Here is a 15,359-nt window from a genome sequence, read left to right as displayed (position 1 = left end):
CTCAATCCCAGGCGGGCTGTTCGCACTTGAGCACCGACGCCATCTTTTGCAGATGTTCGCAGGCCCTGGCCACGTACTCCCTGGAGAGCCGTGCGATACGCGCGTAATCCACGGCCTGCCCGGTGGCGCTGGCATACAGCCGCAACGCCTCAGCGGCATGCTTGAAGTGGCGTGCTTCCACGCTGCCGCAATGCACGCTGAGAAAACTTGCGACGCGGCTGGCCTCACCGGCGCTGTAGCCCCGTACATCGCGCAACCACTGCTTCCATAGCGGGGTCATCAGGTTGTATTCGCCGGTATTGAACAACTCCGTCATGGCCATCATTTCCAGCGCTTCGATGAGTTGCGGCGCCAATGGGCGTTTTTCCCCCACCCAACCGGAGAACTCTTTGGTAATCGGGTTGAGGAATTTGTCTTGCAGGCGCCAATCATCGGAGCCGCAGATGGCCGAAGCCATGCGGTAATACAGCTTGGAATGGTGCGGATGCCCATGCATTTCACCCAGCCCGATGTCCTCGACAATGATCTCCCCACAATGGGCCGCCGCTTCGAGCATTTTCAACCGGGCGTCATCCGTCAACGATGCCGACTCCTGGAGGATGCGCACGATGACGCTCGAGACGGCATGGGCGGCGCCGTCCGGGCTACGCCAGCCACAGAAGAACGTACACAGTGACGACTCGCTCCAATTACTGGAGGTCATGTCGACATAGGTCTCGCAGTACGTGTCCAGCGCGGCGGTTTGACTGTTGAAACCGCTGAGCAGGGCTTGGGCCAGATGTCCATCCTCGACATCCACCAGCGCCTGATTCACGTACCCGATCAATTGGCGGCTCAGATTTTCCACGGCTCATATCCTTTTAAGGTGGGGTTAATGCGCAACGATTTCTGACATGAAACGACTAAAGCGTGTGAGGCCCTCAATCAGCGCTTCACGCTCAACGGCGTAGGAGATGCGGATGCTGTTTTCGTCGCCACAGCCAGAGCCGGGCACTACCGCGATATGGGCCTCGGTCAATAACAGATCGGCCAAGTGGTCGACGTCACGAATAACGGTGCCCAGGTAGCGGCCCCCCAACTTGCGGGACACATCGATAAACAGATAGAACGCCCCTTCTGGCGGGGCGCACCGAATGCCGTCGACATGCCCCAGGCAGGTGCAGGCCGCGAGCAATTGCTGGTCGAGGAAGGCATTGACCTGGCGGGTAAAGTGCGGCGCGTCCGCCATCAGGCTGCCGAGCGCGGCATATTGGGACAGGCTGCTGGGGTTGGACGTCGTATGCCCTTGCAGGTTGTGCATGGCGGCGATGACTGGGGCGGGCGCGCACGCATACCCTACCCGCCAGCCGGTGACCGCGTGGCTCTTGGAAAACGAATCGACCAGTACCGTCTGATGTTTAAGCGGCGCAAACAGCGACACGATGTTGTGATGTTCATGGGGCGCGCGCACCAGTTTGCGGTAACACTCGTCGAACACCACCCAAAGCCTGTGTGCGAAGGCGAGCCGGGCAATCCCCAGCAGTTCTTCGCGCTGATAAACCGTGCCCGTCGGATTGTTCGGGGTGTTGATCACAATCATCCGGGTGCGCGGGGTCAGGGCCTTCTGGACCGCTGCGCAGGTGAGGCGATAGTCATCCGCAGCCGTGTCGACATAGACGGGAACGCCACCGGCCAGTTGGATCTGGGTGGGGAAGGTTTCCCAGTACGGCACCGCGACGATGACTTCATCCCCCGGATTGAGCAGCACCATTGCGGCGTTATACAGCGCCTGCTTGGCACCGGCGGTCACCGCTATTTCATCGGCGGCGTAATTCACCCCGCAGCGCTGAGTGACCTGCTGCGCCAGCGCGTGGCGAAGCTGGGGCAGGCCGATGGGCGGCGTGTAGCGGTTGCGGGCAGTGGCGAGCGCATCGGCCGCGGCGGCTTTCATGATCGGGCAGGCATCGAAGGACAATTCGCCCGCGGCAAAGTTGACCACGTTGACGCCGGCTTCTTTCAAGGCATTGGCTTTACTGCGCATGCTGGATGTGCCGGGTGCGCTAAGACGTTGCGCACGCTGGGACAACGGCAATGACACGGCAGACGGTTCACTGTTATTCATTGTTATACCTGCCAGAACACGTTGGAACGTTCGTTCGCCCTACCGGGCTTGGGCCTCCAGCCCTTGCTGAACCCGCCAGGACAGCGGCAAGGTCAGCAACAGGGTGGCGGCCAGCAACAGGACGGCCATGGGCACACCGGTGGCATCCCCAAGGCTGCCGAACAGCACCGGCGCCAAGGCGCCGCCACCGATGGTGCCGGTGTAGAACACGGCGAACGCCTGGTCGCGCCTGCCCGGCCCTGCCAGGTCCGGGACTGCGCCGTACAGCACCGACGACGTGCCGTTCAGCGCCAGCCCCAGCAGCGGCAACATCACCATCAAGCCGGCGTAGGGCAAGTACACCGCCATGACAATCAGCACAGCCGTGGTGAACTCCGTGGCCCATACCGTTTTCATCATGCCGATGCGCGCACCGAGGTAACCGCACAACAATTTGCCGAAGGCGCCCCCGACGAACAGCATCGTCAGCGCCAGGCCGATGCCCGCAGGCCCGGCGCCCTTGGCCTTGAGCAAAAACGGCAGGAAGGTGAGGAAACCCATGCGCACGGCGCTGTCCAGCGTGCCGGTCACGATCAGCGCACGCAGGCCGCTCGCGGAGCCGGCGCCGTCGCCCGTACGGGTGGCTTTCAGCGGCGCCGCCGTCGCCTCGGTGCGTGCCGGGATCAGCCACCACAACAGGCCTGCCGCCAGCAACCCGAGTACACCCAGCAGGGTGACACTGGCGCGCCAACTGATGACCGCCAGCAACAGGCCGATCAGCCCCGGGATCAGGGTCTTGCCGATATCGCCGCTGAAGTTGTACTGCGACAGCGCTTGTTTGACGCCCCCGCCGGCCTCGTGCGTATCGGTGATCAACGACGAGGCCAGCGGGTGCTGCGTACTCGCGCCGAGCCCGCCCAGCAGCAGCGCCAATAACAACACGCCCAGCCCACCGGCCTGGCCGGCCAGCAGGTAGGCCAGGCCCGCCAACGCCGTGCCACCTACCAGCAAGCGTTCACGCCCCCAGCGCGCGGCAGCCCGGCTGGCCAGTAACTGAAAACCGGCCATCATGCCCGCATAGGCACCGCGCAACAGGCCGATCTGGGCGTAGCTGAGGCCGAACTGCGCTTGCCAGATCGGCAACAGCACATAAATCACATCGGTCAGCCCGTCGTGCACGGCATGCGCGCCGCAGCCGGCCACCAGAGCGCGGCGACGCACGCTGACCGGGTCAGGCGGCGACAACGATGGCGCTGCGGTCTGCTTCAGGGTGTTCATCTGGGTCAGAGGCTCTCAGGCAAAAAGGCCGGGTTAACCCAGCAACTGCGCACAGTCGCTCATCACACTGGCTTTACGCTGCAGGTATTGGGCAAAAATGTCGCGTGCCGTGGCGGGGTCCACTTCAATCTGCACGGCAGTGGTGAACTCATTCACCGCCGCCACTGCATGGGCGAAATGGTTGCTCTCAGTACCGCCGGTGTGCACCGTGACCCAGGCCACCGTCGCACGGGATTTCTCCGGCGGCACGCCCATGTCCCGCACGAACCACTGCGAGTACAACGGGTGGATGAATTCCACTTCGCCATGGGTGTACACCTCGTGGATCAACGTGGTCAGCAACCCCTGCAGCAGGTCGCGATCACGCAGGCGGCGGGTGTCGGTCCAGTCCTTGAACGCCTGTGCCGAGGGCAGGCAATTGTCCTTCAATATCCACTGGTCATCACCGCACAGCGCGGTGGCCATGGTGTAGAACAGGTCTGCGTGCAAGGTGTTGCCCAACGCGCCCAGATCTTCATCGGTGATGCGTTGCAGGCTGCCGCAGGCGCGGTACAACTGCGCGGCGGCGGCGGAGCCTTCATCGGAGCGCGCCAGCAAGGTAATGCGGTTGGCCAGACCGGACACACTGGCTGCCGAATTATTGGTCTTGGACCAACTGGCGAAGAACTTGCGCAGTACCGCCGGCGAATGCCGACGCGAGGTGAGTCGCGCAAAAGCGTCTTCGATATCCACCAGCGCGTCTTCCTGAGCCCAGAAGGCTTCGAACAGCGCGTGACGCAAGGCACCGGCCGGCATGTCGTTCAATACCGGTTCGATGAGCTTCAACAACTGGCTGCGCTTGATCACGGTGTTAGTCATGTTCACCTCTCATAGTCCTTTATTGGATGAAAAATCAGGCTGGTTTGCCGCGCTGTCCGGCGATCAGGGCCTGGGGCTTTACCGGTTTCCAGCCCAGCAGGGCAATCGCCAGCGACAACAGCTGAAAACCTGCGACCAACGCCACGCAGCCCGGCCAGCCCCATTGATTCCAGAGCATGGCCGGGGCCACGGCGCCGGCGCTGCCGCCCAGGTAATAACCGGTCAGGTACAGCCCCACGGCGCCGGACTTGTCCGGGCCCGCCGTGGTGGCGATATACGCATTGGCGGATGCCTGTGCCAGGAATACGCCGGTGGAGCTCAGGGCCAGCCCCAGCACGATCAGCCACAGGGACGGCAACAATGTCAGCGCCGAGCCACAGATGCCGAGCGCCACAGCGCCGGTCAGTAACTGCGATTGTGGTCGCGATTTGCTCAAGCGCCCCGCAACAGGAATGACCACCAGCGCCAGCAGGAACACCGCATACAAAGTGCCCAAGGCTGCAGCGCCCAGGTTGAACGGGGCCTGGCTGAGATACAGCCCGGCATAGGTAAAGGTTGCGACTTGGGAGAACAGCACGCAGAAACCGACGCCATAGGCCGCCAGCAAGGGTTTGCGCAGGAGCCGGCGCACCCCGTGCATGCCCACGGCCGCAACGCCGGGCCGCGCCACCGGATTGGCCGGCAACAGCCACACAATCAGCAGGCCGACCAGCAGGCTGATCACCGCCAACAGTTCGAAGGCTTCGCGCCAGCCCACATATTGGGTCATGACACCCGAAACAAAGCGCCCGGCAAACCCACCGAGCACCGTCCCCGCGACGTACAAACTGGTGATCTCGGTGACCGTGGCCGCACGCCAGCGATCACCGATATAAGCCACGCTGGTGGCGAACACCACTGGGATCAACATCCCTTCGACAAAACGCCACACCAGCAGCTCGGCAAAACTGTCCACATAGGCCGTCAGCAGCGTCGGTAGCGCCAGCAGCAATGCGGCCACGGCAATCACCGTGCGCTGCTCGAAACGGCCGGTCAGGCGCCCGACAAACGGCGCGGTCAACGCCACGGCCAACGTGGTCACCGTGATGCTCCACCCTGCCTGTCGGGCACTCACCTGGAAGCTTTCGGCAAACGCAGGCAGGATGCTCTGTGTCGCATAAAGATTCAGAAACGCCGCACAGCCACACAGGAACACGGCGAAGCGGGCGTGATGCATGCGCGGGTTCATGTGGCCTCTCGTCTTATAGTCGAGGATGTTTATAGAATACCCAGCGCAGGGAACACCAATACCGAATTCGGACCGATCAATACCCAGGAAACAGAATGCTTGATCTACGCAAGTTACGGTACTTCCTGACGGTCGCCGAAGAGCTGCACTTCGGCCGCGCAGCCCAGCGCCTGCACCTTGCCCAGCCGCCCCTGACGCGGCAGATTTCGGCCCTGGAAACCGAGCTTGGCTTTCGCCTGTTCGACCGCACCAGTCGCACGGTCACACTGACCGCCCAAGGCCAGCACTTTTTGCCGTATGCCCGCGCAGCGCTGGAGCACGCCAGGCTTGCACAAGACATCGCCGCCAAGCTGGCTGCCGGCTCGACCGGCCAACTGGTCGTAGGCTATGCCAGCTCGATCGCGTTGTCGGAACTCTTCAGCCAAACCCTCCAAGCCTTCGCCCAGCGTTTTCCCGATGTGCAACTGACCCTGGTGGAAAGCGCTTCCGGTAGCCTGCACACGCACGTACTGGACGGGCGCATCGACGTCGGCATGAGCCGCCTGCTGCCGGAGGCCGGGCAAACCGGTGTCGAGGCTTTGTCCTTGGGGCAAGAACCACTGGTGGCGGCTCTTTGCAGCGACAACCCGCTGGCGGAGCAGAGCGAAGTCACCCTCGCCCAGCTCAGTGAGTACCCGTTGATTCTGTTCCCCAGCGACTACGGTTCGGGCCTCAACGGCTCCATCGAGCACCTGTATCAACGCCGTGGCCTGGCGCTGCGCCCGGGCCCTGCGGGGCGTCAGATCACCTCGATCATCGCCCTGGTGGCGGCAGGCCAAGGTGTCTCGCTCGTGCCCCAGTGCACCCGCACCCTGGCCAGGGAAGGCGTGGTCTACCGCCCCTTGGCAGACCCCGAAGCCTGGGTACACCTGCTGATACTCACGCGCTCACCGTCACGCTCATTGTTGGTCGAGGCGTTTATGGGGGTGGTCGAAGAATTGCTGCGCAGCCGCCCAACGCTGGCGCCCACGACGCTTCCGGCATAACGCGGGCAAAAAAATACCCCTGCGTGAGGGGTATTTTTTCAACAGGCTGTAGCGGCTATTGCAGCATCAGGCCAGCTTTTTGTGGCGTACGCGGTGCGGCTGGGCAGCGGCCTCACCCAAGCGCTTCTTGCGGTCGGCTTCGTACTCGGTGTAGTTGCCTTCGAAGAACACCGCCTGGGAGTCATCTTCGTACGCCAGGATGTGGGTCGCGACGCGGTCAAGGAACCACCGATCGTGAGAGATCACAATGGCGGCGCCCGGGAAGTCCAGCAGGGCTTCTTCCAGGGAACGCAGGGTTTCAACGTCGAGGTCGTTGGACGGTTCGTCGAGCAGCAACACGTTGCCGCCCTCTTTCAGGGTCAGGGCCAGGTGCAAGCGACCGCGCTCACCACCGGACAGGTCCTTGACGAACTTCTGCTGGTCGCCGCCCTTGAAGTTGAAACGGCCGACGTAGGTGCGCGACGGGATTTCATAGTTGCCGATACGGATCTGGTCGGAACCGTCGGAGATCTGCTGGAACACAGTCTTGCTGCCGTCGAGGTCGTCGCGGCTCTGGTCCACACAGGCCAGTTGCACGGTGTCACCGATCTCGATGCTGCCGGAGTCCGGGGTTTCCTTGCCCATCAGCATGCGGAACAGTGTGGATTTACCCGCACCGTTACCACCAATAACGCCGACGATCGCGCCTTTTGGCATGGCGAACGACAGGTTGTCGATCAGCACGCGGTCGCCATAGCCTTTGGTCACGTTCTTGAACTCGATGACCTTGTCACCCAGGCGCGGACCGGCCGGGATGTAGATCTCGTTGGTTTCGCTGCGCTTCTGGAATTCCTGCGACTGCATTTCTTCAAAGCGTTGCAGACGGGCCTTGGATTTGGACTGGCGGGCCTTGGCGCCTTTGCGCACCCACTCCAGTTCTTCCTTCATGGCTTTTTCGTGGGCCGATTGCTGCTTGGATTCGGCGGCCAGACGGTCGGACTTGGCTTCCAGCCAACCGGAGTAGTTGCCCTCGTAAGGGATACCGGCGCCGCGGTCGAGTTCGAGGATCCAGCCGGCGACGTTGTCCAGGAAGTAACGGTCGTGCGTGATCGCAACTACGGTGCCCGGGAAATCGTGCAGGAAGTGCTCCAGCCAGGCGACGGAATCGGCGTCCAAGTGGTTGGTCGGTTCGTCGAGCAGCAGCATGTCAGGGGCCGACAGCAGCAGGCGGCACAGGGCCACACGACGCTTCTCACCACCGGACAGGTGCTCGACCTTGGCGTCCCAGGCTGGCAGGCGCAGCGCATCGGCGGCGACTTCCAGTTGGCGCTCCAGGTTGTGGCCATCGCCCGCCTGCAGGATCGCTTCGAGCTTGGCCTGTTCGGCAGCCAGCTTGTCGAAGTCGGCATCCGGTTCGGCGTAGGCGGCGTACACCTCATCAAGGCGGGCCTGGGCGTCCTTGATCACGCTGACGGCTTCTTCGACCACTTCGCGCACGGTCTTGGTCGGGTCCAGGATCGGCTCTTGCGGCAGGTAACCGATGTTCAGGTCCGGCATCGGACGGGCTTCGCCTTCGAACTCGGTGTCGACGCCCGCCATGATTTTCAGCAGGGTGGACTTACCCGAACCGTTGAGGCCGAGCACGCCGATCTTGGCGCCTGGGAAGAAGGACAGCGAAATGTTTTTCAGGATTTCCCGCTTCGGCGGAACAACTTTTCCCAGCCGATGCATGGTGAAGACGTATTGAGCCATGGTGAACCTAGCGTCAGTGACTGATGAATTAAGCGGACGAAGCCCGTGCCAGGCCATGCGCCGCGCGGGCCTTTGACTATCATCAATGCCAGCGAGCAAAAAAAGCCTGAATGTCTGGGGCTGGAACGCCCCCGCGTAACCGGCAAAGCTACCTGAATGCGCTGGGGCAGTCCAGCCAGGCAGGACTGGCACTTTGCCACAACTCAAGGCATGCTAGCCGCCCTTCGGGCGTCCGGCTTATAGTGCACGTCGCGCGCCAGTCCAGCCAAACCGCAGGATCACAGTTTGTCCAACGTCACGCCGCCCACGCCCTTGCGCGCCGCTCATATTGCGCCGGGAGCGCCCCTGCACGGCACCTTGAAAGGCGCGTTGGCGACGCTTGTCCTGCTGTTGCTCGCCCTGTTGTTCTGGCAACTGCTGGACCAATTGCAGCAAAACCAGAAAAACCAACAGCAATACACCATCGACTACAGCGCCGACCTGGCCGAGCAGATCAGCCAGAACATGGCCCTGAGTGCACAGATCGCCCTGAACCTGTTGCCGATTGTCGAGCCGCCGCGCAATGCCGAACAGCAGCAGGCCCTGATGCGCACGCTGCAGCGCTCATTACCGGACCTGCGCAGCTTCGCCCTGCTCGCCCCCAGCGGCGCACTGATCAGCGACACTGCCGAAGGCAGCCAAGACAGTGCCCTGCTTGAAGACCTGGTCAAACGCAGTCACGCCCAGTCCTACTATCTGAGCAATGATAATGACGGCACGGTCATCTATCTGTTGCTGCACCAACCCAGCGGTGGCTCCAAGGTGTACTGGGCCTTGCGCCTGGCGCCCAATTATCTGGCCAACCTCACACGCCAGGATGTCCAGGGCCAGCGCCCGATGTGGGCAATCGAGAACAGCCTGAACCATCGTGTGGTCAGCCGTGACAGCGGCATGCCGGCGCAGTGGTCCGGCGCCCTGACACCGGAAGAATTGAACCGCAGCGTGCTGGTCACGCCGTTGAGCAAAAGCGATTGGCAACTGCGCGGCATGTTTGACCGCAGCGCGGTGCTGGAACAACTACTGCCCGCCTTTATCGGCAAGTGCCTGCTGGGCCTGGCGTTCTCGCTAATCCCGGTGATCGTGCTGCTCAACATGCGCCGCCGCCAACGCCAGGTGAACGAAGGCCGGCGACGCTACCAGGACATCTTCGAAGGCACCGGCGTCGCGTTGTGCGTGTTGGACCTGTCGGGGCTCAAGGCGTTTTGCAACAAGACCCAGGTGCAAAGCCGTGAGCAGTTGCACGCCTGGTTGCAGGCCAACCCCACGGAGCGCAAGCAACTGCTCAAGGAGTTGCGCGTCACCGAGGTCAACCAGATGGCCGTGCGCCTGCTCAACGTCGCGTCCTGCGATCAGGCGTGGGAACGCCTGATCGATGACTGCCCGCGCAATGCCACGTCCATCGGCTATCAGGTGCTGGAAGCCGTACTGACTCGGCAAAAACAGCTGGAGCTGGAAATCCAGCTCAACGACGTGGCCGGCAACGAACAGTACCTGTGGCTGGTGATGCGTTTGCCCGAGCAGCAGGATGACGTCAAGGCCGTGATTCTCAGCATCAGCGACATCACCAGCCGCAAGCTGATCGAGTTGTCGCTGGTGGAGCGTGAAAGCTTCTGGTCGGATGTGGTGCGCACCGTGCCCGACCACCTGTATGTGCAAGACGTGATCAGCCAGCGCATGATTTTCAGCAACCATCATTTGGGTCACACCCTGGGCTACAACAAAGCCGAGTTGCAGCAAATGGGTGAGTACTTCTGGGAAATCCTGCTGCACCCCGAAGACGCCGAGCACTACCATGACGCGCGCCAACAACAACGCCAGGTCGGCTATACGACCCAATTGCACTGCCAACTGCGCTTTCGTCACCGCAATAACCAGTGGCGCCGCTTCGATATCCGCGAACAGGCCCTGGCCCGCGATACGTCTACGGTGGTCACCCGGATCATCGGCGTGGCCAAGGACATTACCGACCAGATCGAGGCCAGTGAATCGCTGCGCGACAGTGAACAGCGCTACCGGATGCTGGCCGAAAGCATCAGCGACGTGATCTGCTCCACCGACAGCCAACTGGCCCTCAACTACATCAGCCCCTCGGTCAACACCGTCCTGGGCTATGACGTGGACTGGGTGTTCAAGAACGGCTGGCAGTCGATCGTTGCCAACCCTCAGCAGTTGACCGGCATTTACAGCCTGATGGAACAGGTCAGCCGCGCCCTCGGCAACCCCGACGCCTTGAACACCTTGCGCGATGAACTGCAGACCCAACTGTTTCTGTTCGACTGCCTGCGCGCCGACGGGCGCAAGGTGCCGATAGAACTGCGCCTGGTGCTGGTGTGGGATGAACATGGCGCGTTTGAAGGCATCCTCGGCGTGGGCCGCGATATCAGCCAGCAACGCCGCGCCGAAAAAGACCTGCGCATGGCGGCCACGGTATTCGAGCATTCCACCTCGGCGATCCTGATCACCGACCCGGCCGGTTATATCGTGCAAGCCAACGAGGCGTTCAGCCGGGTCAGCGGCTATGCGGTGAGCGATGTGCTCGACCAGTTGCCCAATATGCTCACCGTCGATGAGCAGCAGGAAGCCCATCTGCGTTATGTGCTCAAGCAATTGCACCAGCACAGCACCTGGGAAGGCGAGGTGTGGCTCAAGCGTCTCAATGGCGAGCATTACCCGGCCTGGGTGGGCATTACCGCGGTGTTCGACGACGAAGGCGACCTGGCCAGTTACGTGTGTTTCTTCAGCGATATCAGCGAGCGCAAGGCCAGTGAGCAGCGCATCCACCGCCTGGCCTACTATGACGCCCTGACCCACCTGCCCAACCGCACGCTGTTCCAGGACCGCCTGCACACCGCGTTGCAGTCCGCCGAACGGCAGAAGTCGTGGGTGGTGCTGATGTTCCTCGACCTCGACCGTTTCAAGCCGATCAACGACTCCCTCGGCCACGCGGCCGGCGACCGGATGCTCAAGGAAATGGCCACGCGCCTGCTCGGCTGCGTGGCCGAGGACGACACCGTGGCGCGCATGGGCGGCGACGAATTCACCTTGCTCCTGCAACCACGGGTCAGCCGCGACATGGCGCTGAACCGCGCCATTCATGTGGCCGAGCAGATCCTCGCCAGCCTGGTCAAACCTTTTGTGCTGGAGGGCCGCGAATTCTTCGTGACCGCCAGTATCGGCATCGCCCTGAGCCCGCAAGACGGCAACGAGCTGAGCCAATTGATGAAAAACGCCGACACGGCGATGTATCACGCTAAAGAGCGCGGCAAGAACAACTTCCAGTTCTACCAGGCCGACATGAACGCCAGCGCCCTGGAGCGCCTGGAACTGGAAAGCGACCTGCGCCACGCCTTGGACCAGAACGAATTCGTGCTCTATTACCAGCCGCAATTCAGCGGCGACGGCAAACGCCTGACCGGCGCCGAAGCCCTGCTGCGCTGGCGCCACCCGCGCCGTGGCCTGGTACCGCCCGGGGACTTTATCCCGGTGCTGGAAGAGCTCGGGCTGGTGGTGGATGTGGGCGACTGGGTGATCGGCGAAGCCTGTCGCCAGCTCAAGACCTGGCACCAGAACAAGGTGCGAGTCCCTAAAGTCTCGGTAAACATCTCGGCGCGGCAGTTCTCCGACGGCCAACTGGGCACGCGTATCGCCACCATTCTCAAGGACACCGGCCTGCCGCCGGCGTGCCTGGAGCTGGAACTGACCGAAAGTATCCTGATGCGTGAAGTCAACGAAGCCCTGCAGATCCTCGCCAGCCTGAAAAACCTGGGCTTGAGCATCGCGGTGGATGACTTTGGCACCGGCTATTCGTCGCTCAACTACCTCAAGCAATTCCCCATCGATGTGCTGAAGATCGACCGCACCTTCGTCGACGGCCTGCCCTCGGGTGAGCAGGACGCACAGATTGCCCGGGCGATCATTGCCATGGCCCACAGCCTGAACCTGGCGGTGATTGCCGAAGGGGTGGAAACCCATGAGCAGTTGGACTTCCTGCGTGAGCATGGCTGTGATGAGGTGCAGGGTTACCTGTTCGGGCGGCCAATGCCGGCGAATCGGTTTGAGGTGCAGTTCAGTAATGATGCGCTGTTCATGTTTGACTGAAAGTGCCGTCCCTGATCGTTCCCACGCTCCGCGTGGGAACGCAATTCTGGACGCTCTGCGTCCGCTTTTAAATGTGACGCAGAGCGCCACGGGATGCATTCCCACGCAGAGCGTGGGAACGATCAGGGGCTGAGTGAAAACCACTTGTCCGCGACATGATGTCCTTTCATATGCCATCTAAAACCCATTGGGTTAGAATGCCCTCCTTTTCTGCCCCCGATCCTTGAGGACCGCCATGTTCAGCCGTGATTTGACTATTGCCAAGTACGACGCCGATCTCTTCGCCGCCATGGAGCAAGAAGCCGTGCGCCAGGAAGAGCACATTGAGCTGATCGCTTCGGAAAACTACACCAGCCCTGCGGTGATGGAGGCTCAAGGTTCGGTTCTGACCAACAAGTACGCCGAAGGCTACCCAGGCAAGCGCTACTACGGTGGTTGCGAGTACGTCGACGTGGTTGAGCAGTTGGCCATCGACCGTGCAAAAGAGCTGTTCGGCGCCGATTACGCCAACGTCCAGCCACACGCCGGTTCCCAAGCCAACAGCGCCGTGTACCTGGCCCTGCTGCAAGGCGGCGACACCATCCTGGGCATGAGCCTGGCCCACGGCGGTCACCTGACCCACGGCGCCACGGTTTCGTCCTCCGGCAAGCTGTACAACGCCGTTCAGTACGGTATCGATGCCAACGGCCTGATCGACTACGACGAAGTCGAGCGTCTGGCGGTTGAGCACAAGCCAAAAATGATCGTGGCCGGTTTCTCTGCCTACTCGCAGATCCTGGACTTCCCACGCTTCCGTGAAATCGCCGACAAGGTCGGTGCCTACCTGTTCGTCGACATGGCCCACGTGGCCGGTCTGGTGGCTGCGGGCGTTTACCCCAACCCAGTGCCTTACGCTGACGTGGTCACCACCACGACCCACAAGACCCTGCGCGGTCCACGTGGCGGCCTGATCCTGGCGCGTGCCAACGCCGAGATCGAGAAGAAGCTCAACTCCGCCGTTTTCCCGGGCGCCCAAGGCGGCCCGCTGGAGCACGTGATCGCGGCCAAGGCGATCTGCTTCAAGGAAGCACTGCAGCCTGAGTTCAAGACCTACCAGCAACAAGTGGTCAAGAACGCCAAGACCATGGCCAGCGTGTTCATCGAGCGCGGTTTTGACGTGGTGTCCGGCGGTACTGAAAACCACCTGTTCCTGCTGTCGCTGATCAAGCAGGACATTTCTGGTAAAGATGCTGATGCTGCCCTGGGCAAAGCCTTCATCACCGTGAACAAGAACTCCGTGCCGAACGACCCACGTTCGCCGTTCGTCACCTCCGGCCTGCGCTTCGGCACCCCGGCAGTGACCACCCGTGGCTTCAAGGAAGCCGAGTGCAAGGAACTGGCGGGCTGGATCTGCGACATCCTGGCCGACCTGAACAACGAAGCCGTGATCGACGCGGTACGTGAGAAGGTCAAGGCCATCTGCAAGAAGCTGCCGGTATACGGCGCTTGATGGCAGTTGCGTGAATAAGAAGCCCGGCTCATGAGCCGGGCTTTTTTATGCCGATTTCAATTTGAAACAGGGTCAAGTGTGGGAGCTGGCTTGCCTGCGATGGCGGTGGGTCAGTCACTGATGGGCTGACTGAAAACCGCTATCGCAGGCAAGCCAGCTCCCACATTTGTTTGCATTACAAGCCCGGGTTATTGGTAGACCCGCTCAAAGCCTTGGCGAATCTTGTCTTCGGGCAGCTCATCGGCAATAAACACGATCACACTCTCCCGCGCCTCGCCCTCGGCCCATTCGGTATCCCAGTCGAAGCCATACAGCTTCAGCACGCCCTGGAACACCATGCGTCGATCCTCCCCGGCAATGTTCAACACGCCTTTGTAACGCAGCAGTTGCTTGCCATGGTCTTCCAGCAGTTCGTTCATGAACTCGCTGAGACGGTCGATATCCAGCGGCTGGTCGGTGCGTAGCACCAGGCTGGAAATACGGTCCACCGACGGCGCTGCACTCACCGGGCGCAGGCTCATGCCGGCATTGAGGTTGAAGCCGCGCACGTCCAGCAGCTCGGCCAAATCAATCTTGCCGTGGTCCACTACGCGAATCGGCGCACGGCGGTTGATGCGGGTGAGGCGCTGGCTGAGGGCGTCGAAGCTGGCGTCGTCTACCAAGTCGCGTTTGCTCACCAGCAAGCGGTCGGCAAAGCCGATCTGGGCCTGGGCGATGGTCTGGGTCAGGTGATGCTCGGCGTGGGCCGCATCCACCAAGGTGATGATGCCGTCGAGGATATAACGCTCGCGCAGTTCTTCGTCGATGAAGAACGTCTGGGCCACCGGCGCCGGGTCGGCCAGGCCGGTGCATTCGATCACCAGCCGGTCGAAGGCGATCTCGCCGCTGTCCAGGCGTTCCAGCAGCAGGTACAGGGCTTTGGTCAGGTCGGTGTGGATGGTGCAGCACACGCAGCCGTTGGACAGGGTCATCACTTGCACCGGCTCGTCGCCCAGCAGTTGGGTGTCGATACCGGCGTCACTGAATTCGTTTTCGATCACGGCGATTTTCAAGCCGTGCTCGGCTTTGAGCAGGTGGCGCAGCAAGGTGGTCTTGCCGGCGCCGAGAAAGCCGCTGAGGATGGTGACGGGGATGGGAGAGGACAAAGAGATTCTCCTTGAGGAAACACAGAAACAAATGTGGGAGCAAAGGCCCCTGTGGGAGCTGGCTTGCCTGCGATGCAGACAACTCGGTGCTTGCGTCAGACCGAGGTGATGCTATCGCAGGCAAGCCAGTTCCCACAGAAAGCCCTGCTCCCACAGGGATATCGCATTGGCCCGCGTTACCGGGTCAGCAGCACTTGGGCCCACCCTTGCCGCCATAACGGGCTTCCTGGCGTTCCCGGAAGAACGCCTTGTAGTCCATCACCGGCTTGTCCGGGTGTTTGGTTTGCATATGCTCGACGTAGGTGTCGTAGTCGGGCATGCCGACCATCAGGCGGGCGGCCTGACCGAGGTATTTACCGAGGCGACTGATGTCATTGAACATGCTTGC

General features: G+C 61.8%; 11 protein-coding genes. 3 read left to right on the top strand and 8 right to left on the bottom strand.

Features of this window, described 5'->3' with window-relative positions:
* Position 1: 1 nt before the first annotated feature.
* The 5 genes from JMV15_RS17145 to JMV15_RS17125 are packed head-to-tail and all read right to left on the bottom strand — an operon-like array spanning position 2 to position 5,444.
* Complete coding sequence (locus JMV15_RS17145; RefSeq protein ID WP_019818013.1) at positions 2-847, bottom strand: hypothetical protein; 846 nt, start codon at positions 845-847, stop codon at positions 2-4.
* Positions 848-871: 24 nt separating this feature from the next.
* Positions 872-2,101, bottom strand: a complete 1,230-nt coding sequence (locus tag JMV15_RS17140) for a pyridoxal phosphate-dependent aminotransferase (protein ID WP_038451562.1) — start codon at positions 2,099-2,101, stop codon at positions 872-874.
* A 39-nt stretch (positions 2,102-2,140) separates the two neighbouring features.
* Positions 2,141-3,358, bottom strand: coding sequence for an MFS transporter (locus JMV15_RS17135; RefSeq protein ID WP_019818015.1), 1,218 nt, complete (start codon positions 3,356-3,358; stop codon positions 2,141-2,143).
* Between the two features lie 33 nt (positions 3,359-3,391).
* Positions 3,392-4,216, bottom strand: a complete 825-nt coding sequence (locus JMV15_RS17130; RefSeq protein ID WP_038451565.1) for a hypothetical protein — start codon at positions 4,214-4,216, stop codon at positions 3,392-3,394.
* A 34-nt stretch (positions 4,217-4,250) separates the two neighbouring features.
* Entirely contained in the window at positions 4,251-5,444 is a 1,194-nt protein-coding gene (locus tag JMV15_RS17125) for an MFS transporter (protein ID WP_020301756.1), read from the bottom strand.
* Positions 5,445-5,539: 95 nt separating this feature from the next.
* On the opposite strand from JMV15_RS17125, the gene JMV15_RS17120 reads away from it, so the two are divergent.
* On the top strand, positions 5,540-6,469 hold the full coding sequence (locus JMV15_RS17120) for a LysR family transcriptional regulator (protein ID WP_019818018.1): 930 nt from the start codon (positions 5,540-5,542) through the stop codon (positions 6,467-6,469).
* Between the two features lie 66 nt (positions 6,470-6,535).
* Here the strand turns inward: JMV15_RS17120 and ettA are convergent, their stop codons facing one another.
* On the bottom strand, positions 6,536-8,200 hold the full coding sequence (ettA, locus tag JMV15_RS17115) for an energy-dependent translational throttle protein EttA (protein ID WP_014720011.1): 1,665 nt from the start codon (positions 8,198-8,200) through the stop codon (positions 6,536-6,538).
* Positions 8,201-8,485: 285 nt separating this feature from the next.
* Between ettA and JMV15_RS17110 the strand changes: the two genes are divergently transcribed.
* Complete coding sequence (locus tag JMV15_RS17110; protein ID WP_038451569.1) at positions 8,486-12,337, top strand: sensor domain-containing protein; 3,852 nt, start codon at positions 8,486-8,488, stop codon at positions 12,335-12,337.
* A gap of 235 nt (positions 12,338-12,572) precedes the next feature.
* Positions 12,573-13,826, top strand: coding sequence for a serine hydroxymethyltransferase (glyA, locus tag JMV15_RS17105; protein ID WP_003194304.1), 1,254 nt, complete (start codon positions 12,573-12,575; stop codon positions 13,824-13,826).
* 188 nt (positions 13,827-14,014) lie between these two features.
* Here the strand turns inward: glyA and yjiA are convergent, their stop codons facing one another.
* On the bottom strand, positions 14,015-14,971 hold the full coding sequence (yjiA, locus tag JMV15_RS17100) for a GTPase (protein ID WP_014720013.1): 957 nt from the start codon (positions 14,969-14,971) through the stop codon (positions 14,015-14,017).
* 184 nt (positions 14,972-15,155) lie between these two features.
* A complete protein-coding gene (locus tag JMV15_RS17095) occupies positions 15,156-15,353 on the bottom strand; it encodes a YbdD/YjiX family protein (RefSeq protein ID WP_003194308.1) in 198 nt (65 codons plus the stop codon).
* Positions 15,354-15,359: the final 6 nt, after the last annotated feature.

Source organism: Pseudomonas paracarnis, from assembly GCF_904063055.1.
GTDB classification, from domain to species: Bacteria; Pseudomonadota; Gammaproteobacteria; order Pseudomonadales; family Pseudomonadaceae; genus Aquipseudomonas; species Aquipseudomonas paracarnis.
This window is presented reverse-complemented; position numbering and strand designations above follow the sequence as displayed.